This is a genomic window from Trichocoleus sp. DQ-A3 (assembly GCF_039961975.1).
Taxonomy (GTDB): Bacteria; Cyanobacteriota; Cyanobacteriia; order Cyanobacteriales; family FACHB-T130; genus FACHB-T130.
This window is the reverse complement of the sequence record NZ_JAMPKC010000041.1, coordinates 15,802-34,874: the sequence shown is the minus strand read 5'-3', so window position 1 is coordinate 34,874 and position 19,073 is coordinate 15,802. Positions and strand designations below refer to the sequence as shown.

At 44.4% G+C, this 19,073-nt stretch carries 23 protein-coding genes and 1 pseudogene; 18 read left to right on the top strand and 6 right to left on the bottom strand.

Annotated elements, in window-relative coordinates; translation table 11 throughout:
* The first annotated feature begins 413 nt into the window (after positions 1-413).
* Complete coding sequence (locus tag NDI44_RS27255; RefSeq protein WP_199305102.1) at positions 414-725, top strand: hypothetical protein; 312 nt, start codon at positions 414-416, stop codon at positions 723-725.
* Between the two features lie 256 nt (positions 726-981).
* Here the strand turns inward: NDI44_RS27255 and NDI44_RS27250 are convergent, their stop codons facing one another.
* Complete coding sequence (locus NDI44_RS27250; RefSeq protein WP_190416443.1) at positions 982-5,361, bottom strand: virulence-associated E family protein; 4,380 nt, start codon at positions 5,359-5,361, stop codon at positions 982-984.
* Between the two features lie 337 nt (positions 5,362-5,698).
* Positions 5,699-5,878 (bottom strand): ribbon-helix-helix domain-containing protein, encoded by a 180-nt coding sequence (locus tag NDI44_RS27245; RefSeq protein WP_190416442.1) that lies wholly within the window; start codon positions 5,876-5,878, stop codon positions 5,699-5,701.
* Between the two features lie 1,092 nt (positions 5,879-6,970).
* Here NDI44_RS27245 and NDI44_RS27240 point away from each other — a divergent pair.
* The 11 genes from NDI44_RS27240 to NDI44_RS27190 all read left to right on the top strand — a co-directional run bounded on the left by NDI44_RS27240 (position 6,971) and on the right by NDI44_RS27190 (position 12,309).
* Positions 6,971-7,978, top strand: a complete 1,008-nt coding sequence (locus NDI44_RS27240; protein ID WP_190416440.1) for a hypothetical protein — start codon at positions 6,971-6,973, stop codon at positions 7,976-7,978.
* A complete protein-coding gene (locus NDI44_RS27235) occupies positions 7,978-8,226 on the top strand; it encodes a hypothetical protein (protein WP_190416439.1) in 249 nt (82 codons plus the stop codon). The genes NDI44_RS27240 and NDI44_RS27235 overlap by 1 nt, the downstream gene beginning before the upstream one ends.
* A gap of 87 nt (positions 8,227-8,313) precedes the next feature.
* Positions 8,314-8,553, top strand: coding sequence for a hypothetical protein (locus NDI44_RS27230; protein WP_190416438.1), 240 nt, complete (start codon positions 8,314-8,316; stop codon positions 8,551-8,553).
* Positions 8,550-8,741 (top strand): hypothetical protein, encoded by a 192-nt coding sequence (locus NDI44_RS27225; protein ID WP_190416437.1) that lies wholly within the window; start codon positions 8,550-8,552, stop codon positions 8,739-8,741. The genes NDI44_RS27230 and NDI44_RS27225 overlap by 4 nt, the downstream gene beginning before the upstream one ends.
* Positions 8,738-8,920, top strand: coding sequence for a hypothetical protein (locus NDI44_RS27220; protein WP_190416436.1), 183 nt, complete (start codon positions 8,738-8,740; stop codon positions 8,918-8,920). Before NDI44_RS27225 ends, NDI44_RS27220 begins: the two co-directional genes overlap by 4 nt.
* Positions 8,921-8,922: 2 nt before the next feature.
* Positions 8,923-9,141: a hypothetical protein gene (locus NDI44_RS27215; protein ID WP_190416435.1), complete on the top strand. Its 219-nt coding sequence runs from the start codon at positions 8,923-8,925 to the stop codon at positions 9,139-9,141.
* Positions 9,142-9,239: 98 nt separating this feature from the next.
* A complete protein-coding gene (locus tag NDI44_RS27210) occupies positions 9,240-9,626 on the top strand; it encodes a hypothetical protein (protein ID WP_190416434.1) in 387 nt (128 codons plus the stop codon).
* A gap of 11 nt (positions 9,627-9,637) precedes the next feature.
* Positions 9,638-10,318 (top strand): hypothetical protein, encoded by a 681-nt coding sequence (locus NDI44_RS27205; RefSeq protein WP_190416433.1) that lies wholly within the window; start codon positions 9,638-9,640, stop codon positions 10,316-10,318.
* Between the two features lie 66 nt (positions 10,319-10,384).
* Positions 10,385-12,010: a hypothetical protein gene (locus tag NDI44_RS27200; RefSeq protein WP_190416432.1), complete on the top strand. Its 1,626-nt coding sequence runs from the start codon at positions 10,385-10,387 to the stop codon at positions 12,008-12,010.
* A complete protein-coding gene (locus tag NDI44_RS27195; RefSeq protein WP_190416431.1) occupies positions 12,003-12,149 on the top strand; it encodes a hypothetical protein in 147 nt (48 codons plus the stop codon). Before NDI44_RS27200 ends, NDI44_RS27195 begins: the two co-directional genes overlap by 8 nt.
* Positions 12,139-12,309: a hypothetical protein gene (locus NDI44_RS27190; protein WP_190416430.1), complete on the top strand. Its 171-nt coding sequence runs from the start codon at positions 12,139-12,141 to the stop codon at positions 12,307-12,309. Before NDI44_RS27195 ends, NDI44_RS27190 begins: the two co-directional genes overlap by 11 nt.
* Before the next feature lie 37 nt (positions 12,310-12,346).
* Here NDI44_RS27190 and NDI44_RS27185 read toward each other — a convergent pair whose 3' ends face one another.
* Positions 12,347-12,547 carry a hypothetical protein gene (locus tag NDI44_RS27185; protein WP_348235337.1) on the bottom strand — a complete coding sequence of 67 codons (201 nt, stop codon included), beginning with the start codon at positions 12,545-12,547 and terminating at the stop codon, positions 12,347-12,349.
* 152 nt (positions 12,548-12,699) lie between these two features.
* Here NDI44_RS27185 and NDI44_RS27180 point away from each other — a divergent pair, with 152 nt between their 5' ends.
* Together NDI44_RS27180 and NDI44_RS27175 are read left to right on the top strand one after the other, a co-directional pair.
* On the top strand, positions 12,700-12,999 hold the full coding sequence (locus NDI44_RS27180; RefSeq protein ID WP_190416428.1) for a helix-turn-helix domain-containing protein: 300 nt from the start codon (positions 12,700-12,702) through the stop codon (positions 12,997-12,999).
* A 136-nt stretch (positions 13,000-13,135) separates the two neighbouring features.
* Entirely contained in the window at positions 13,136-13,951 is an 816-nt protein-coding gene (locus NDI44_RS27175; protein ID WP_190416427.1) for a hypothetical protein, read from the top strand.
* A 459-nt stretch (positions 13,952-14,410) separates the two neighbouring features.
* Here the strand turns inward: NDI44_RS27175 and NDI44_RS27170 are convergent, their stop codons facing one another.
* Positions 14,411-15,466, bottom strand: coding sequence for a pentapeptide repeat-containing protein (locus NDI44_RS27170; protein ID WP_190416426.1), 1,056 nt, complete (start codon positions 15,464-15,466; stop codon positions 14,411-14,413).
* 164 nt (positions 15,467-15,630) lie between these two features.
* Here NDI44_RS27170 and NDI44_RS27165 point away from each other — a divergent pair, with 164 nt between their 5' ends.
* The gene (locus NDI44_RS27165; RefSeq protein WP_190416425.1) at positions 15,631-15,810 is read left to right on the top strand and encodes a hypothetical protein; all 180 of its coding nucleotides are present in this window, start codon (positions 15,631-15,633) and stop codon (positions 15,808-15,810) included.
* 242 nt (positions 15,811-16,052) lie between these two features.
* On the opposite strand, the gene NDI44_RS27160 is transcribed toward NDI44_RS27165, so the two are convergent.
* Together NDI44_RS27160 and NDI44_RS27155 are read right to left on the bottom strand one after the other, a co-directional pair.
* Positions 16,053-16,301 (bottom strand): hypothetical protein, encoded by a 249-nt coding sequence (locus NDI44_RS27160; protein WP_190416424.1) that lies wholly within the window; start codon positions 16,299-16,301, stop codon positions 16,053-16,055.
* A 13-nt stretch (positions 16,302-16,314) separates the two neighbouring features.
* Positions 16,315-16,551, bottom strand: a pseudogene (locus NDI44_RS27155) (site-specific integrase); the annotation flags it as partial.
* Positions 16,552-16,671: 120 nt separating this feature from the next.
* Between NDI44_RS27155 and NDI44_RS27150 the strand changes: the two are divergent.
* The 3 genes from NDI44_RS27150 to NDI44_RS27140 all read left to right on the top strand — a co-directional run bounded on the left by NDI44_RS27150 (position 16,672) and on the right by NDI44_RS27140 (position 19,049).
* Positions 16,672-17,094, top strand: coding sequence for a site-specific integrase (locus NDI44_RS27150; protein ID WP_242037235.1), 423 nt, complete (start codon positions 16,672-16,674; stop codon positions 17,092-17,094).
* 754 nt (positions 17,095-17,848) lie between these two features.
* Positions 17,849-18,157, top strand: a complete 309-nt coding sequence (locus tag NDI44_RS27145) for a helix-turn-helix transcriptional regulator (protein WP_190416422.1) — start codon at positions 17,849-17,851, stop codon at positions 18,155-18,157.
* On the top strand, positions 18,144-19,049 hold the full coding sequence (locus tag NDI44_RS27140; protein WP_190416421.1) for a reverse transcriptase family protein: 906 nt from the start codon (positions 18,144-18,146) through the stop codon (positions 19,047-19,049). The genes NDI44_RS27145 and NDI44_RS27140 overlap by 14 nt, the downstream gene beginning before the upstream one ends.
* The last annotated feature ends 24 nt before the right edge of the window (positions 19,050-19,073 follow it).

Here is a 19,073-nt window from a genome sequence, read left to right as displayed (position 1 = left end):
AATACTTTCCAAGGATCTCATCGATAAGCCTGTCTCTTTCGTTCAACTCCATAATTTCCTCACAAGGATAAGTGCTGCGATAGTTGAGAGGAGTTGACACGATAGTGGAAGCTGGTCGCAGTGTGTTGATTTTATTTGGTTATATTTTAACAGCTCAATCGAAGACAAAGACTTTCTAGAATACGCTGTGAGGTCTTTGCATCCCATGAGACCACCAAGAGCGTCTTCTCCTCTAGCTCATTTCGGGGGCTAATTGTGCGGATGGATAAATGTTTATTACTATCTAGAAGTGAAAACTAACTCAATCTCAAGGGGTTTGAGCAGCTAATTCGCTATCCTATAGTCGATACCTTTCTGGCTTAACTTGCGATCGCTGCCAGCTCAATCCTCACAATCCTTTTATAGTGTGTATCGTGCATCCCACGGAACCCTATAGCGATCGCTGCCTCGACTTCCGACCTGCTGCTGAACCGGAGGAACTATGGGCACCAGAAGGAACGAGGTTTATTGATGGCGAGCTAGTGTTGGAGCGACCAACTTATGATGGTGAACCAATACCCATGCTGGAGCAGCGATTCACGCCAGAGGAGAAGCTAGAACTACTGGATTCTCACCCGATGTTTACGGGCAGATGTCCCTACTGTGAGATGCCCTTTGAAATGAAAAAGCCCCCCTCAGTACATTGGGATTGCTCTACTTGCGGATGGAGGGATGATAGCGTGTGAGTGATCGCACTTTTAAATAAAATCAACGCTCCAGCAATTTAGATATCTGTAGGAAGTCGCAGCCGTTAATTATCTGTTCTTCAAAATAACCACTCCCGCCCTTCCATCTCTAAAACTTACCCCGCAACCTTCCGTCCCAATTGGGACCGAAAAAAACCATTGCTGCACAAGAAAGAGGAGACATCTCCGTTCACTGCTTCAGAAAACAACAGTTGCGATCGCCTCCGAACAATTGAAAGCGATCGCCGCAACGGAACTAAGCAATCAACCACCAACTTGACCCAAGACTATTTCTCATGGTCTGGATTATTTGATCTTTCTTTATCCCCGGAAACTCATTCTCTAGCTCAAATCTCCAGTATGTTGTTCCCGGTAATTGAGGAACAGAAATTAGAGTTGCCTCTCTCCATACAAAATCCTCACTGCACAAAACCCAACACTTAACTCCAGGTTGCGCTTGTCGTTGTGCCTCAAATTTTAGAGCTTCAATCCGCTCTTTCTCTGCCTGTGTTACCAACTCCAAAAGCCTATCTTCATAACTTTCGGAATGCTTCACAAAACTAGAGAGTACAATCATTACCTCTTCGGGTGTTTCTGCAACTTGAAGCATCGCGATATCTTTCCTTTCTTCCTCAGTCGCCTGCTGCCCAACCTCCTCATCCTGGTCTTTAGGTTGGGCGGTAGGTTGGGCAGTAGGTTGGGCACCCCCAAAATCATTGCTATGAGAGGTGTTTAGGACTTCCTGCCCAACCTGCCCAACCAAACTGCTGCAAACACTTTGTCCAGTTTTTTCATCACCGCAGTTGAGCGTGGACAAAGTGTTTTCTAGAGTCGGTGTTGTTTGAGAAAAGTTTTGAGAAAAAGGTTGGGTAGGTTGGGCAGCAAAGCCTGGAGATGTTGATACGTCGTCACTTGAGGTCTGCCCAACCTCTGAATGTGAGGTTGGGCGAGGTTGGGCAGACTGTACGGGGGTAGAACCTGGAGACGTTGATACGCCGTCATTTGAGGTCTGCCCAACCTCTAAGCGAGAGGGAGGGGTAGATGAAGGGGGTGAGGTTGGGGGGGCGCTAGGTTGTGATGGCGGTACCCAGGCGTGAGTTCTAGTCCCATCAGTGGCAATCCTCTTTTTCTCCTTCTCCCAACCCAAGCGTTTCAGGATGCTAGCAACCCTCATTTGAGATGCCCGGTCATGACGCGACTTGTCAAACTCTAGTGCTGTTTGCAGTATCTGAGCGATTGTAATCCGAGGTCTGTTCTGAACGAATTCAGCGACGTAATCGTACCAGGAATCCGTTGTGTGAAATTCACTGTTTGAGGCGGTTGATAAGGCTTGCTCTTCCTCGGTTAAGTGCCACTGTTCGCCTGCCTTGTAAGCAGCAACCGCAGAAGCCCAAACCATGTCTCGTTCAGCTTCAATTTGGGCGGAGTCGATGGCGCGTTCAATCTTAATAGCCCAGAACCGGCGATCGCCCGAATCATCGCTGAGGAATTCTTCACGGTTCGTTGTTCCGACAATGACCGACTGCCTTAGCTTGGTGATGGGTTCGCGCCCATAAGGAGGTCTGTAAGTGTCAGCTTTGGTAGTCAGAAAAGCTTTAACTTGGTCGTCACCTTTGCGAAGTACCCGTTCTAATTCAGACCACTCCAGGCACCAAAAACGATGTAATTTATCGCGTTCATCTTTGTTGGAGATATCGCACATTGTGTCATCGAACCAAGTTTCATGAGACTGGCGGATTTCAGAACCTTGGTGTAAGACCCGGAAGAAAGTTGATTTTTTGAAGCCTTGATTGCCTTGCAGAATGAGCGATGTGTCAACCTGACAACCGGGTTGATAAATCCGCGCCACAGCCCCAATTAGGTAGCGTTTGAGGTAGATATTTGACAGGCGATCGCTGATACCAAACCAACGTGTGGCTAGGTTCTCGATGTCAATTGGAGTTGGGGTGTGTTTCTGAATGCAATCTTCGAGGTAGTCTTTGACAGGGTTATAAGAGTTAGCCTTCGCAATGACGGTACAAATGGCGATCGCTTGTTCCTTGGAAAAATCTTCATCCAATTCAACCGCCAATTGAATTGGGATTGTGTCCAGCTCTAAAGGCTGACCGTCAAGTTCGATAATGTTTTTCAGTTCGTTCAGTCTTAGACGGTTCCCCCAGTGCAGTTGAATAACTGAGTAGCGGTATTTAGTCTTACTTTTTGACTGGACAATATCTGGATTAGCGGAATCATCTGGCGCTTCCCAATTCTCTTCATCTTCAAAAACCTCTCCATCTGGTTTGGCTTTCGATTCCTGAGTGTGTTGCCAATCTTTCGCAAGGTTCCATATTTCTTCATCCGATAGAGTCGCGGCAGGATTGGACTTTCCTTCTTCCCACGCTCTATCCCAGTCCTCATTCTTCCAACCTTCACGAGGTTCAAGAGAACAGACAGAACAGTAGCCTTGGTATAGAAGCCAAGCAGAGCCACTCATAGGAATACCCAGCACACTCATCCTTTTTGCTGTACCAATGAGGTTTGCTGCCAATCTGGCACCAACGAGCGGGCGATCTTCCCCGGCTACTCCGTTATTGCCAAAACCCCAATCTCTATGAAGAAGAGTTCGATCCTCCTCTTTAATACATTGTTCAAGCGGCACTTCAGTCCATCGTGCCTGAACTGCTCGATGAATGGATTGCTCTAACCTGGCAATAAATTCTGCTGATTCCATCTCTTGTAAGATATCGGCTACATCCCCTTTGTTTCCTAACTGAGGGGAAATTGCAAGCGAATCGACAATTAGAATATTTAATCCTCCATTGACACAGGCATCATAAACCTCCTTAGCCTTTTTCTCACCAGTGTCATCGTTATCTTTTAGGAAAACCAGGCACTTGACGGGTGAAGCTTTGATTGTCTCCACCATTCTTTGTAGCTCTTCTTTTCCCCAGTTGTCTTCTTGCAGAGTGATAGAAGCTAACCCGGCAGCACGTAAAGCCTCTACACATTCCTCTCGCTCGACAAATGTTAGTGCAAGTGCCAGAGCGGGGTCAGATGCAGCGGCAGCATTTAACGCTTCATCGATACGATATGGTTTCCAGGGGCAATCTCCTTTTTTGTTAATTGCCTCTCCCTTTTTATTTTGATGCCACTGACTGAACCTTTTAGCTCTTCCTTTAGGTTTGTTCAAGTCCTTCCACTCTATTCCTACCACCCATTGGTTTTCTGAATAGCTGTAAGTAATCTCTTTTGTCTCGCCGTATCTTGCATTAAATGTTGAGATAGGTTGTGGTCCATCGGTTGCGGGTGCGGGAAGGCGTACCAGGCTCAGATTTTCTGGAATCGGCTGAAGCGCTGGTTTCTTTTTTAGGACTGGTTTCTTTTTCTCTGCTTTTTGCGCTGGCAGAGTTTTGGGAAGGTCTTGCTCTTTTTGACCTTTTTGTGTCCTCGCTTGCTGGATGGTTTTCTTAGGAGAACTTTTTTTCGTAGGTGGTTGGGCGTTTGTCCCTGGCTGTGAACCATCTGAGGGCTGCGGTGGTTTTGCTCGCTTCTGCTGATTCCATTGCCAAGATTTCACACAATTTTCAATTGCTTCATCTGTTAGCGTGGCAGTGGGATTGGATTTGAGCGCCGATTGCCAAATCTGCTCCCACTCACGCTCATCCCACCCATCGCCAGACGGGCAGCGGCGGCAGTAATCTTGAAAGAGATTCCACTGATCTCCTGAGAAGGGAATCTTTAAGCAATTCAATCTGATTGCGGTGCCAATGAGATTTCGCGCCAGTTTTGCCCCAGTTTCGTTGCGATAATCAGGTGTGCCGTTGTCAATCAGGTTCCGATCGTCTTTGGTTAAGCATTGGTAAAGTGGAACTTCATCAAGATGGGAAGGTGTAAGATCAATCTGAAGTTTTGGGGTCCGTTCCAATTGGGACTTAGATGCGACCTCTTCATCAAGAGTGGAAGGTGTGCGATCAAGAGGAAGTGTTGAAGCAGGGCTTGAAACTTTAGGGAGGAATTGTGGAGGGATAATATTCCGCAATTCCTCATAGCTATATTTTTTCAGAGATTCAGAGATGATCTCTGCTCTAGTGGAACCAGGGGCAGCTCCTTTCATGTATCGGCTGCCAGCCAGTCTCAGGATGCGGCTCGGATTAACTAACTTTTTGTCGCCCTTTGAGTATTTAATGAGGGCAACCTGTATCTCTTTCCACAGCTCAACTGAGATTGGGGTTTTAAATACCCAATAAGAATGAATGCTCTTCCCGCCTGTATAGACTTGGAAAGTGGGTTCTGGGAGTCCCAACTTCTGCCACAGATAGAGCTGCTCTTCTTTTGGCATGTTGTCGTGTTCATAGAAAATTGCACGACCCTCGGTGATGTCGTTGTCGCAGTCGCCGCCCGGGTTGACTACAAAGTAGGCGTCGTATCCTTTCTGTTGGTAGCTGCCTAACTCATCAAAATTTAGCTTGGTTTTTTTTGCAGATATTTTAGTTACTGGGTGGATGTATCGCATATACACCGGCTCTCCCCGGTTGTATCCCAGTGCTGTTAAATGAGCGATCGCTTGCTCTTGAATATCAAATGTTTCTTCAGAATCTTGAGCCGAAAGAATAGCTGCAACTTGTTCTTGGCTGGTTTCTTGAATAAAGCTAGTCATTGAAAATCTCCTGGTTTTCTTCAAACATCAGGAGAGCATTAAGCCGCTTTTGTCTTTATTTAAGTGAGCAACGTAGCGCTATGTCAAAAATCCACCCTATTCCAACGCAGCGAATAAGGTGTTAAATTTGAGTAGAGCTACAACGCTCAATCAAGAGAGAGACACGAACAGAGAGACAGATTTACATCCCTGCAAAAGATATTAGCTGTCCTCGTTCTAGTGGGCTTAATGTCCTCCTTAAACGAGTACGCGAACTGCTGAGTGGCAGCAAGAAGCGGCATTCAGTATTCGCGATTTATTCTTCAACCCTATGTTCATATAAAGTGACCCGGTAGTCCTAGACTGCTGGGTCATTTTGCATGAACCCCAGTGACGTTAGGTATTCGTCTAGTGCAGCGCGTGTGATTTCGCTCTTGGTTACTCCATACACTCGCGCAGCTTCTTCTAGCTTCTCAAATTGGTTGAAGTCGATACGATGGTTCATTTTTACCGTTTTTGGCACCTTCTGAGCTTGCATCCTAGTCCTCCGTACTAAGTGCATTCTATAGTTTTTTTGTTGATAGTGGAAGTGCCGATGACTGCACAGGTTGGGATTCCCTCGTATGGAACATAAGCATTAAAATGCTTATGTTCTGAAAAAAATATGGGGACAAGAAATAAGCAGGAATAACCAAAAACGTAACCCAGCGTCGTAAGAATTTTCTTTGTCGGCTATACCTTTTTCTGTACCAGACAAAAACCTTGAAACTATTTACTGGAGCCAGTTCTAGTCCTTTTTTATTAACTGGATTGAAAGCCGTTTTTTTAGGTTTTTGGTTTATCTAAATGTAGATAAACATGTAGATAAACTGTTTTTCGCGAAAACGTATATACAAGTATATATGTTTTCTTCTTTGCAAACCTTAAAATCGTTGCCCTGCCTAGTGATCGCTTTCATTGGACTTTAAGCTTTTAACTATTTCTACTATTTTTTTGCTCCAAAGAGCAGTGCGATAGCGCTTACAGAAAGTTACGCTGAACCGTATCTATTTACTGTGTTAATTGCAGTCTCCGTGAGGACATGGTAATTGAATCCCTTATAAAACTCTATGCTAGGTGTCCATAGGTAGGGAAAATTCCAATGGTTTTTTGTTTGTTTCCGCTTGGATTACCTTGGCTTTTTTTGCTGAGCTTTAAGATTTTGTTGAAACTTCAGAACAATATCTTGTCTTGCCGCATCCTCTAGCAGCCCCCGGCGCACGTACTCAGCGACAAGCCCACTTTTGCTTATTCCAGTAGCTTCTGACATCTGGCTTAGTAATTCATGCAGCTGCTCACTAATTGAAGTATTTATTTGCGTCATAGAAAGACGAGTAGAGATTTAATTTACATCACGATTATCCCTCACGTGATAGACAGAGCCTAAGCTTTGGCTTTTATTGTGGAAATATAATCGAATCGCTGTTGACATATCGATTGTATTCCTATTAGCATAACAGCCATAGACGTGAGATGGCGTAAGGGGCGCTCAAGGCGGCTACAAACAACATTGCCCCTGCTACTCAAACGTAAAGCCCTCAAACGCCTAACCCGCAAAAGTCTCAGCTAATTTGAGCAAGGAATTGAAACAATGACTCTATCCACTGAAAAGCCGCAATACGGCTATAGGTATACACCCAACGTCTATCTCCGCAAACGAGTACCTCTAGACGGCGGCAACCGCTTCGTCAAGTACATTGACCCTCTCAATCGAGTGCGAATTCTGCCATCAGTTGTCAAGGAATTGGAGTTTTGGGAAGATGCCGAACCCGACGAAAAATCAGTTGTTATTGCAGTCGATGGACACCGCTATGTCATCGGTCAACTCGCTGCCGAACTAGGAGGTAAAGCCGTTTTTGAGGCTGATAAATGCGAACTCGCTTGGTTGCTGGCACTCGTAGCGATTGAGCCTAACCCAGGTCAAAATCAAGTTCTAATTGAAGTCATGCCAGTGGCGCTGCCAGACAGCCGAAATAAGCAAGCGATCGCTGCCATTAAGAAAGTCGAGGGCATTAAAGATTTCACTCGCAACAGTGTCGATATTGTCGCAACCGTTCGCCAGGTTGAACCGTGCGATGAAACCCGACCTGCTTACAAGTTTGCTAAATCGAAAGGGTTATTTCGTGCGCTAAATAAGGTTAATGGGATTTTAGATTTAGGTGGCGGAACTGGTATCGGTCGGCTTTATTCTGCTAGTGGAACTATGATTCGCACCGCCGATACATTGCTCCCCGGTACGTATCAACTAGCTCAAAAAATTGCAGCGGCGCTGTTACCGCAGCTTGGGCATTCCCCCGAACTGCGATTGATTATGGATGCGATCGCAGACAATTCCTATCTCTATGGCACCACTGAAATTAACTTCGAGCCAATTTTTCAAAAGTGCTGTGAGCAGTGGATTGGGGAGATTCGTAGCAAGCTAAAAGTGGCTTGGACACAGCAGCTTTCAGACTTAGGCGAAGTGCTAATCATTGGTGGCAGTGCAACCCTTGCTCAACCCCTGGTGCAAGCGACCAAGCAACGATTTAAAATTGCATCCCATCCTAATGTTCCTAACTTCGCTCAGCTAATTTCTCTCTACGGGATGGGGATGGAATAATGGCAACCCAAACACGAGTTGTTCTTAATCCCTCTGTTCAACCGATTGCAGAAGAAATTAAGGCAGTCACTAGCTCTAGCTCTATTAGCGAAGTTATCACTTTAATGCTGAGTCGGTATGGCAAGCACTTTATCGCTTGGTGGCAGTCCAATCCCCATCAAATTGAGTTATCAGCGATCGCACCCTTACAGGACTTTCCAATTCAGCAACCAGACGTGGCTGATTTCTCAACGCCGATCGAACTTTAAAAATTTAGTAGCCAGCGGCAAGGTTTACCAGGCTCAAGCCGCTGTTACTCGCCTCCCACTAACAACGCAGAAGGAGACATTCTAATCATGACAGACATCAAGACTGCGATCCAACAGCGCATCAAACAGAACCAGCGCAACGGTATCGGATTCGTGGAAGGACAGCTATTACCCCGCACTGCCTGTCTAGAAACGGCTTGTACCCTAGCTGAGTTTTGGTCACAGGGTTTAGACACAGAAGCATTCGCGCTCATCAAGACTTTGCCTTCGCAACAGCAGTCAATCCATTCAATTTACTCGAAGTGTATGAGGATGAAGCGCCAATGAAAGCTGAAACTCAGAAGCTCAAACAAGAGTTTTACAAGCAACTTGTAAGCCAAGGCGCTAACTATCAATTTGCTGCTATCGCTGCTGGAGCTTTAGCGAGAGAACAGCTCGAAGGTTATCAACGGAATGCACAAGACCAGAGAGCAATTAACGAATGTCACAAGGTAATTGCAAAGAGGACAAAATGACCTGGCTTACTTACAAGGTAGAGGCTCAATCAGAAACGACTTTTACACATTTCTCTCGTAACTCTGACCTAAAAAAAGCACAAAAAGAGTGGGAGAAGAAATTCAACCAGAAGGCTAAAAGTATTGCACTGGACAATGACAATACTGAGTTTAATTTTTCCGATTTATTTGACTCTTAATCATGCCAAACCAGAGCTACGTCTTAGACCACATCTTTCGTATTGAGAACCGCCACAGAAACAATCCATCTGCTCAACTCAATTCAAAGTGGCGCATCGCAAGCAATCAAGATTTATTCAATGATTTGGATGGTGCCGGAACATTGACACCAGTTCAAGCTAGCAAAATGGATAAGTTCATTGACGAAGTGAAACGAACACGAGGTGCAAACATCAAATGACATTTACAAGAAAACTCAAGCGCAATAAAGTTTCTGTTTTGTTTGGTGTTGGAGTTCTTGGATGTTTCTTTTTCAATAGTGCTGAGATTCAAAAGAACATGGCAGCAACAGGAAAAGCTAGAGAACTCACACAAGTAAATGTTGCCAAAGACATGGAGTTACGAGTCAGTCAACAGCAGATTCAGATGCAGGCTGAAATCGCAAATGAACGTTACCAGACTGGCTGTGTACTCGTAGTTTCAAAGCAAGATCCAACTACATTTACATCTCTTTCAGAAGGTCAGCCCGTTATCGATTCAAAACGTCAGACTCCCCTACCAGTGGGGACTGTGGTTTGTGATGCCAATGGGAATACTGGCAAGATAATTCCTGGAGCCGATGGCACTCCAGTAGTTGGAGAGATGGCATTTACAGGCAATCGTGAAGTCGTGGAAGCGGCGCGGAAATCAACTCGACTGAACTACGTTTTACCAACGAATAACTAAGGAGAAAACAGATGCCTAGGGCTACACATTATCGGGGTGGAAGTGGGATTACTGTTGTAAAAGTTCTGTATTGGCTAGCTGTATTCGCTGCCATTTGGTTCGCGTACATGAATGTTTTACCTTATGTAAGAATTGCGAAGATTGCAATGCTGCAAACGATGGATTCAAGTTTGAATCAACTTATCGCTAGTATTCCTTTAGTTAACGGCTTGATTTTTGCGTTTCTCTCAGTCATCCACTGGTTCATTGGGGCGACCCTGTTCCTCATTATTCAAACATTAGAGATCTTACCAACTGTGTTAAGGCGTGATAGAGCCTTTTTACGAACTTTAATCAATCACTCAGACAGCTCTGATAAATTCGACATTCAAGAGGATGACGAACCAACCTTAGCAACACTCAAGCTTTGGTACAACCAGTTTCCGTCTCTGACAATTGCACGGGCTAGAACGGCTTCACTGTTTGTTTACGCTGTTGACTTTTGTATCTGTATTGCTGTTTATCCTCCCGCACCTGGTGGATTCAGTAACTTTATTTTTCTGATTTCAACAGGTCAACTGGGTCGGTTGGATTGGCAGAACATTCTGATGTTAGGGCTGACTCTATTTGCTATTGAAGGCATCGTCAGGCTGCTGTTTTGGTTAGGCGAAATCGCGTACTTTATGAAGTCAGCACACGCTCCACAATCGTAGGTTAAAAGCCTCTTTTAGCTGGGTGCAATTCCCAGCGATTGTATTTTCATTTACCAACGAAATCTTATGTCAGCTTTTAATCCTAAGAAGAAAGATTTACCTGCTATCTGTTGGCAGAAATTAGCGCACGATTCTTTAGAGCAAAGTAGTTCTGGTTCTCAAGCTTTAATTGTTGGTGGAATCCTGGGAGGGCTATTAGGTGCTTCGGTCACAGGATTCCCCCCCACCGGATTGTTGATAGGAGGATGGGCATTTTACGAAGCTTGGAAGCGGACTGATGCCTTGAATAAAAATGAAGAAGCGATCGCCCGACATGGCTGCGTTGCTCACGTCCTCAAAGGAGATAAACTGCGTGACTTCAGCGCGCAGGTCGGAGTGCAAGAAGTTCAGAGACAGATTGAGTGGGCATCACAAAATGGTTATTCTCTGACTGCCGACGCTGAAGAATTCTTAGAGGCTCAAGAACAAAGTGAGTCAGTAGTGGGCGCTGGGGAAACTCAGAGTAATCCAAATTTAGTGGGCGCGATCGCAACAATGTTCAAGAGAAGAGAGCCATCTGTTAAAGATGTATCTGCCGCATCACCACAGACAGCTCCCAAAATCTCTGACCTAATAACCGTTTTGGAGTCCAGCGCGATCGCTCCTGTCTTAATGGCGGGATTTTTAAAAGCCGTTGGAGGACAGGGTAGTGGCAAGACAACCCTAGTCAATGGTGGGTTGATTCGCTATCGCCTACACAAAGGTCACAAATTTATCGTTATTAATGCCCACAAAAAACACGGGATGTACAGGGGTTTAGAGCCACATTTGGTAGCAGGTAGTGAGTTCTATGGAGTTGGTCAGGACGATAAAGAGCGCGGCGACAGTATCCGCCAAGGCATAGATAAAGTGCTTTCTATTGTGGAATCTCGCTACACCGAGTACCAAAACCAACCGGAAGGAACTTACAACCACTACCCCATTACTTTGATATTGGAAGAGTGCGGAGAGTGGGCAAGCCTGCTAGGGGGTGATGAAGAATTTGTTCAGAGGTTTTGGCAGAAAATGTTAGTCGCCTCTCGAAAGGCTGTCGTTTTTCCCATCGCAACCGCGCAGAGCGACAGTATGACAATGTTCGGGAACCCCAAGGGCTTGTCTGAACTACTTAAGTCAAGTGGTTGCGTAACCTTGTGCCTGATTCCAGAAGTCGATCCGAAATCAGCAGACGGATGGAAACCGTCTGGATTTTGTGATTTGACTGTGCCTGGAACGGAAAAAAAGCGACGTATATCAATTCCCAATCTGCGCTCATTAGTAGAGAACCCAGATGTCTTTGCCAGCGATCGCAGCTCTCAGTCATTTCAACCAACTCAACAAACTCAAGACTGGGACGCAGCGAGGCAGCGGCTGAACCATGCTTGGCAGATGCCATCGGCTGCTGAACCACCTGAACCACAATCCGAACCATCTGAACCGCCGCGTGAACCGCTGAACCAACCTAACGATAATACTTCCAGCGATTTTGATATCCGGTTCACGCCAATGGAACTGACCCGTTCACAGGCGGTTCGTCTTATTGAGCAACTGCGAACCGAATTGAACCAAACGCAGATTATTGAGCGGCTCTGGCAAGTCAGTAAGGGGGGTTCAGCCGCTTGGAAGGAGGCTTATGCCCAGTTCAAGGAATTGACGGGAGGCACGGGCGATGAATAAGTTTATTGCCCGATTGATTGAACTGATTGTGCGATTGCTTCCCGATGAGGTGGTGGAAGAAATCAATGCCGCCAGTTTGGAAGAGTTGGATGAGAGAGGGCTAATAATCTGGGCAGGTGGAGGGAGTGATGAGAACTAGAAGCCGCAGAAGAATCAAAAATATTTCAATTGCCAGTTTGGCGATCGCCTGCTGTTTCGGTTTCTTAACTCTGTTGATTCAGCCCAAAGAACTGCACAAAGGGATGCTGTTAGCTTTCGGGTTTGGGCTGTGCTGTGGGATTCGCCTGACTGAAGATTAAGTTCCAATTGGGACTTATCCTCGTATCCCAATCGACATTATGTTGCCCTGAAGTCTTTAGTCACGAGAGGGCACGCTCTTGCCCACCAAGGGTTACAGCGTTCTAGTTTTCGGGAACACTCGTGACCTGTGACTGACTCGTGACTAATTTCAATCAGCGATCGCTCATGTTGCTTCCACTGATAATCGACCGAATCTGCACTTTCTTTTGGGCTTAGATTTTCAGTGCCAATTGGCACGTAGTTACCCACGACAAACAATAAACAACGTGCAGAGCTTGGAAGTATCGCGCTTGTGTAAGCAGCTAGGTGACGCAGTTACTAAAATTTTTCCACTCATTTCACAAATAAACAGTCAACTCACTCACGGTGATTTATATAGGAGGTGTTCAATGGCTCCAAAACCTTTAACTGAGCGCCAACGTCAACTCATCCAAAATTATGCTTACTGTCAGTTACAGATGACCCCCCAGCAGTTTCGTAATAAGTGGGCATTAACCTACGAAGAAATTTCTTTAATCTGCGATCGCTCTCCGATAACGGTGAATTTCTGGTTCTCTCATCAGAAAAACCGTCGCCGTCCTACCAGAGATGATATGCGTCATCTTGCTTTAATAAATTTCCTTTTGGAGCATTTTGATGAAATTCCATTAGAACTTAGAAATCTACTCTGCCCACCTCATTCAGATTAAGAGGGATACTCGGTCAAACAGTCAATATCTGATTGATATTCTTTGACCGTTACCTTTCTATTACTTTAAAAAAGTTAGCAGATTTCTGAGAGTTTAGAACTTGGATTTTCTGCATTAGTTTACTGAAGGAATCCTAATGAGTTTAACTTCATTCGTCAATGAAAAGGATGTTCGCGAACGCTTTAAGGCAGAATTCCTTAAACCAGACTTGGGAAGGAATCAGACGCTACTCGCTCCCCCTCTCACTCAAAATTCTCGGATAGTGGGAACTGCGTTTGATTACTTGATGCGTTTCCATCTGAAGAGACTGAATCCACAAGCGGTTGAGCTTCCCTGGATAGCCGAGAATGCTTGGTATATTCTGGATAGCAGAGGCTTAGATGAGTTGTGTCAGCAAGCATCTCAGATTGTGACTCAAGCAAAAGAACGTTATAGAGAGTTTCTGACAACCCAGACTTTGACTGATGAGCTTCTTACCTCTACCTTACTACTGGCTAAACTAGATGGCTTTTATCGTGCCTTAAGAATGGATGAAAATCTTCTACAGGTTAATGAAGAAGACGTTCGGGATTTAAGAGCTTTAATCAGTGCCGTTGATTTTAGTTTATTTCAGACTTCAGGGACGGTTATCTTAAATCCACAATTCAAAAGCTCTTCTTTAGTGAAGGGTGCGGATGCAGATTTAATCCTTGATGATTTACTCGTCGATATCAAAACGGTGAGGGAACTAGATTTGCAGAGAAGGGACTTTAATCAACTGGTCGGATACTATGTTTTGAGTCGGATTGATGCACTGAAAGGCGTACAGCTCCCCTACGATATAAAACGCTTAGGCATCTACTTCTCCCGCCACGCTTATCTTTTTACCTTCAACGTTGAAGGGGTAATTGATGAGGGAAAATTCCCTGAGTTCTTAGAATGGTTTCAACTGAGAGCGGGAAGGAGCTTCTAAACTGGAATTTATCAATCGTTGACGCAATTAGGTTAGTTCTATTTTCATGACGATGAACCCCAAGATTAATTAAGCCTCGCAATGTTCGGGGCTTTTTTTTACTGGAGGTGCGATCGCCTCCAATTACGTCCAAATTTTGACTTAAATAACTCTTGAGGATGTAGCCTAAGCCCGTAAAAGTTTCGGGCTTAGCGTAGGTTTTTGTTCCGTTGCTACTCGCGGGTGAGTTTTAATCGTTGACCTATAGGGAGGGGATTGTTCATAGTCGCTGGTCTCAAAATCAAATTGAGCAATAAAAATGAAACACTGACTTCTGAGACTATTTTGAGACAGTCTGGGTAGTGTCTCAATACTAAGATTTTGAGACATTTACCGCTAGGAAGTTTTGGGTTATTGGTGTCGGTTTTGGGAGAATACAACTTGGTTAGTGAACTGGGGGTAACTGGGATACCCGAACGATCATCTGGAGATTCTCCAGATGATCGCTCCTCGTTTGATTAGGTTTTGTTTCATTTCTTCAGAAATTCCTGAATTGAATCCGAACTGAGCGTTCTTGATCCGAGCGTTGTTTAGGTCAGCATCACTCAGGTCAGCATCACTCAGGTCAGCATCACTCAGATCGGCACCATCCAGCTTGGCACTCCTCAGGTAGGTACCACTCAGGTCGGCACCACTCAGGTCGGCACCACTCAGGTTGGCACCTCTCAGGTCGGCACCACTCAGGTCGGCACCACTCAGGTCGGCATTGATTAGATTTGCATGACTAAGTTTGACGTTGCTTAAGTCGGCATCACTTAAGTCGGCACCTCCCAAGTTTCGCCCCTGAAATGAGTCACTGCGAATTTCCTCCACTAAACGCCATTTTTGTTGGCTACTCTCGTCATCTTCTACTCTTTCGTTCAAAATTTGAATGTCTTCAATAGGAAAACCATCTATTTCTATTAGTTCCCCTGAATTAATTTGAAGTAAAAGTCGTTCAATATCTTCTTGAGAACCTTCTATAATTAGTTTAATACTTCCTTCTTGAACATCAATAATTTTAATAGTGTTACCTGAGTATTCTTTTATAATTGCAGTAAGAGCTTTTAAATTATCAATTGAGTTTATGTTACCTTGTAAGGTAATTACAACTTTAATTACATTGTTTGCGTCTACAACGGTTATCTTACGAGCAGGCGTTTGTAATGTTTGCAAACCCTCTTCACTACTAGGAATAGGACTAACCTGTATTTTTTCTACTTGTTTAATTTCTTCGGTTTCTGCTGCTAATTCCGCAATGTGTTCCCATTTTTCAAAAGTTAATCCATAACATATTCGCTTGAATGAATCAAACTGAATAGGCTTTCGGCTAAAAAACCTAGTGATTGTAGTTCGAGATAATTTTATAGAATTAGCAAAACTATATTTTGAATCAAAACCTATTCTTTGCAAAGCTTTTTCTGCTTTTTCTATACCTTCTAGAGTAGCTATATAGTTTATTCTCTTTTTTGTCCGGCATAGATTATTTTCTGCCATGAATTAATAGTTACTCTCAATTAAATGCTTAACTAATCATAATTAAAGCATAAGCCAATCATAAAACACTCAAAAGAGAATCATAGCAAAAGCTTTGCCTAGTCAGGGTTTCAAGGATTTTGCTTCACAGTAGAAGTATGAAGTTTACAAGTTCTGCAAAATCCATGAATAACAATCTAGATTCTAAGTCTCACACTGAGCAGTCTACAGTTTCACCGTCCCCAAGCCTTTCTCCTGATATGCAGCAGCAATTGGTAATGGGAAGTGTCGCACTGGGTACGATGTTTTGCTTAACTGTGTTGATTCGTGAAATTCGGCTACTGGTTCAGGCTTGCAAATCGTAGTCTGAGTTTTGAAGTCGCTCTATCCTGACTGCTGCCGGGATAATCTCGGCAGTTTTTTCTCCAGGACTCATAGTGATCGCGCCTCAACTACTGCTTTCTGGACTTCAGGGTGAGTTATCAGCTTGAAGATTTCCGGACTGACTGCTTCCTGAATCAGCTTCTTACCTTCGTCAGTTGTCTATGGGTATTGGTATGCGAGGTGAGCTAATAGCTCTAAGTCACTCATAGATTGGAAGTCGGGCTTACTCATAGCGCTGTCTCAGCTCTTGCAACTTCAAGTAGGCAAATTCTATCAATTGTGTTGCAGACCAGTCTGCAACCTGCTCACACTGCTCAGCCAGATAGCCAGTATGATCGCTGCTGAATAGGGAGCCGCTAAAGTTTATGCGGTTCCTGGTGCCAGGTAGCCGTTCGTCTATCTCTACTAGGGCATTAATGATTAGTAGCAGTTCATCCCGCTTGCTTAGCGTTGGTTCCCCAGAACTGTTCACAGCGATCGCACCCTCACCCCCGCCGAGTATAGGGAATCTCCAACCGCTCCACAGCTTTACGCTTCGTTTCTTCGCCGCGTCGGTCATACTTGGCAGTCGTCACGGGCGAAGCGTGTCCCGCGAGTTTCTGCACCGTGACAATATCAGTCCCGGCGTCCAGCAAATCCGAGCAGAACGTTCTGCGGAAGTCGTGGGGCGAGAACGCCGCTACCCCAGCTTCAATAGCGCGTTTTTGCACAATCAATAACACAGTCTAGCGCTCTCCATTTTTTTGCCTTGAAGACCCAATTGGGTCTTAGGACTTGAGAAGATGCGCTAGCAAGCTACCCCCAAATCGTGGTAAATCATTGAGCATCGATGGGTAGCCTCAATGAAAATAGATCGGCACGGTCAAGCCAAGATTTTATCTGTAGTAGAAATTCAATCGCTATTCAATTCGGGTTTGCAGACCGAACGAGATCGCGCCTTATTCGGCATCTGCCTCTACACCGGCTGTCGCATCCGAGAAGCCTGTACCCTAAAGACCGCTGATGTCTATGATCGCAAAGGAATCGTGCGACCCGATTTAATTATTCGCAAAGGAAACACCAAAGGCAAGCTAGCAACTCGCTGCATCCCCGTCATCGAAGAATTGCGCTCACTGTTAGTAGACTACTACCCCACACCCCGAACCTGGTTTTTGTTCCCCGGTCGCCACGGAGGAGGACACCTCAACCCAGACTCCGCCGCCAGAATCTTGAGAGACGCTTGCCTGCACCTGGAAATCGAGGGAGTTAGCACTCACAGCTTTTGACGCACAGTTTTGACCAGATGAGCGATGCACGCATCCTGCTACAAGTCATAAAAGAAATGTCTAGGCACCGTAACTTAGAAGAATTGCAAATATTACTTAGAAGTGAGCCTAGAAGAAGTTAGAGGAGCTGTATCCGCCTTACCAATGATCTCCTATGCCGGGAAAGGCAAGTAGTATGCGCTAAAAAAAATCGCTTTCCGCGAACTGAGTTCGCAAAAAAATGTGATACAGTTAATTTAGTTGGGTTAGAAGGAGATAGTTGCCACTTACTGGGTCGCTTGAGCGATCCGAGGAAGTTGAAAAATCAGCTTCTACCGTGTTTTTCAGTGACGCCTAGCAGCGATCAGTAACCATAGTAAGTCCACATGGTAGCTACGAACGCTAGTTAGAAAACACTAAACACATAAGGCGCAAGCTTGGCAAATGGCTGCGCCAGGTGTAAAAAAAGTGAAAACTGCTGTTCTCCCGGTTTGTTCGATGGCAAACATCTGTTTGCGGCAACGTAAATAGATGCGAACACCGTACGTTAAGGAAACCAAATGACATCCTGTCACACTCCCAACCAACAGCAGAAGCAGTCGAAAAAGCGTAAAAGTAAGCGGTGGCTGCAATGGCTCCGCAAACCCCAAACGCTCCGCTTGCTATTCAAACTTGGTCCAGTCATTTTTAAGATTTTAAAATGGCTTATCGAGCTTTTGCAGGATTAGACTGCTAACTTTTCTACACAACCCCCAGGCATCAAAAGAGGCTTATTATGTTGAATGAAGCTCTAAGGTTAATGAGGGTATTCCACGATTTATCTCAGAAAGAACTTGCAGAGAAGCTAGGAATATCCAAGTCATACCTTTCAGAAATTGAGTCAGGAAAAAAAAATCCTACTCTCGCATTGCTAAATAATTACTCTGGTCTATTCGATGTGCCAGTGTCTTCAATTATGTTCTTTGGGGAAAGCTTGAATAAAGATATCCCAACAGAAAAGTTAAGGACTTTTGTATCCGCTAAAGTTTTAGCTATTTTAAAATTCATCGCAGACAAATCCGATTTTTCATATGCCGAGGATTAAGCAAGCGGGGTATGAATTAAATCAATCACCTTTTTATTGCTTGAAGTCTAAAAAGAACCTTGCCAGCCTTCTGCAAATCAGTCAAAGTAAGCTAAATAATCTAACTCGCTCTGAGGAGTTGTATATTGAGGAAAATCGCTTTGACAAAAAGAGAGGAAAAATCCGACATATAGAAGAGCCAAAGCCAGATTTGAAGCGTGTTCAAAAGCGAATTAAAAATCTCTTAACACGAATTCAACTCCCAAATTATGTACATGCACCTGCACAAGGTCATTCTCACATTGGCAATGCTAAAGCTCATGTTGGTGCTGTAGTCGTAAGGAGTCTTGACATTGAAAAATACTTTCCCTCTACACCAGCAAAGAGTATTTTTTGGTTTTTCTATAAGCAGATGAAATGTTCTTCTGATGTTGCTGGTATTTTAACTAAATTATCAACATTCAAAGGTTATTTGCCAACTGGCAGCCCACTAAGTCCTATTCTTTCTTACTTTTCCCACATAGATATGTGGGAAACAATAGGAGAGATAGTTAGGAATGCTAGCTGCACTTTAACCCTGTACATGGATGATGTTACTATTTCAGGCAATTCGGTATCTGGCGAATTAATTTGGGAAGTAAAAAAGCAATTTCATCACTGTGGGTTAAGAAGCAATAAAAAGAAAGAAAAGTATTATTTTAGAAAAAATTCGTACGAGATAACTGGCATAATCGTCACAAAAGAAGGTGAATTAAAAGTTCCCAATCGCCAGCATTTGAAAACTCATCAGATTCGTCAAGAACTTCATTGTGAAACTGAACCTAAAAAATGTAAGAAGCTCAGACAACGCTTACAAGGTTTGGAAGCACAAATTCAACAGGTAAAGAGAGTAAACTATCCTTTACCAGAATAGTAATTTCTACCTTAGCAAAACTAA

What these genes read in the sequence shown, in the direction of transcription:
- NDI44_RS27235 (WP_190416439.1), top strand. Translation starts at nt 7,978, where the DNA reads ATGGCAACCCAAACACGAGTTGTTCTTAATCCCTCTGTTCAACCGATT.
- NDI44_RS27180 (WP_190416428.1), top strand. Translation starts at nt 12,700, where the DNA reads ATGGCTCCAAAACCTTTAACTGAGCGCCAACGTCAACTCATCCAAAAT.
- NDI44_RS27165 (WP_190416425.1), top strand. Translation starts at nt 15,631, where the DNA reads ATGAATAACAATCTAGATTCTAAGTCTCACACTGAGCAGTCTACAGTT.
- NDI44_RS27140 (WP_190416421.1), top strand. Translation starts at nt 18,144, where the DNA reads ATGCCGAGGATTAAGCAAGCGGGGTATGAATTAAATCAATCACCTTTT.
- NDI44_RS27230 (WP_190416438.1), top strand. Translation starts at nt 8,314, where the DNA reads ATGACAGACATCAAGACTGCGATCCAACAGCGCATCAAACAGAACCAG.
- NDI44_RS27250 (WP_190416443.1), bottom strand. Translation starts at nt 5,361, where the DNA reads ATGACTAGCTTTATTCAAGAAACCAGCCAAGAACAAGTTGCAGCTATT.
- NDI44_RS27145 (WP_190416422.1), top strand. Translation starts at nt 17,849, where the DNA reads ATGTTGAATGAAGCTCTAAGGTTAATGAGGGTATTCCACGATTTATCT.
- NDI44_RS27245 (WP_190416442.1), bottom strand. Translation starts at nt 5,878, where the DNA reads ATGCAAGCTCAGAAGGTGCCAAAAACGGTAAAAATGAACCATCGTATC.
- NDI44_RS27240 (WP_190416440.1), top strand. Translation starts at nt 6,971, where the DNA reads ATGACTCTATCCACTGAAAAGCCGCAATACGGCTATAGGTATACACCC.
- NDI44_RS27150 (WP_242037235.1), top strand. Translation starts at nt 16,672, where the DNA reads ATGAAAATAGATCGGCACGGTCAAGCCAAGATTTTATCTGTAGTAGAA.
- NDI44_RS27205 (WP_190416433.1), top strand. Translation starts at nt 9,638, where the DNA reads ATGCCTAGGGCTACACATTATCGGGGTGGAAGTGGGATTACTGTTGTA.
- NDI44_RS27215 (WP_190416435.1), top strand. Translation starts at nt 8,923, where the DNA reads ATGCCAAACCAGAGCTACGTCTTAGACCACATCTTTCGTATTGAGAAC.
- NDI44_RS27220 (WP_190416436.1), top strand. Translation starts at nt 8,738, where the DNA reads ATGACCTGGCTTACTTACAAGGTAGAGGCTCAATCAGAAACGACTTTT.
- NDI44_RS27210 (WP_190416434.1), top strand. Translation starts at nt 9,240, where the DNA reads ATGGCAGCAACAGGAAAAGCTAGAGAACTCACACAAGTAAATGTTGCC.
- NDI44_RS27170 (WP_190416426.1), bottom strand. Translation starts at nt 15,466, where the DNA reads ATGGCAGAAAATAATCTATGCCGGACAAAAAAGAGAATAAACTATATA.
- NDI44_RS27200 (WP_190416432.1), top strand. Translation starts at nt 10,385, where the DNA reads ATGTCAGCTTTTAATCCTAAGAAGAAAGATTTACCTGCTATCTGTTGG.
- NDI44_RS27225 (WP_190416437.1), top strand. Translation starts at nt 8,550, where the DNA reads ATGAAAGCTGAAACTCAGAAGCTCAAACAAGAGTTTTACAAGCAACTT.
- NDI44_RS27195 (WP_190416431.1), top strand. Translation starts at nt 12,003, where the DNA reads ATGAATAAGTTTATTGCCCGATTGATTGAACTGATTGTGCGATTGCTT.
- NDI44_RS27190 (WP_190416430.1), top strand. Translation starts at nt 12,139, where the DNA reads ATGAGAACTAGAAGCCGCAGAAGAATCAAAAATATTTCAATTGCCAGT.
- NDI44_RS27175 (WP_190416427.1), top strand. Translation starts at nt 13,136, where the DNA reads ATGAGTTTAACTTCATTCGTCAATGAAAAGGATGTTCGCGAACGCTTT.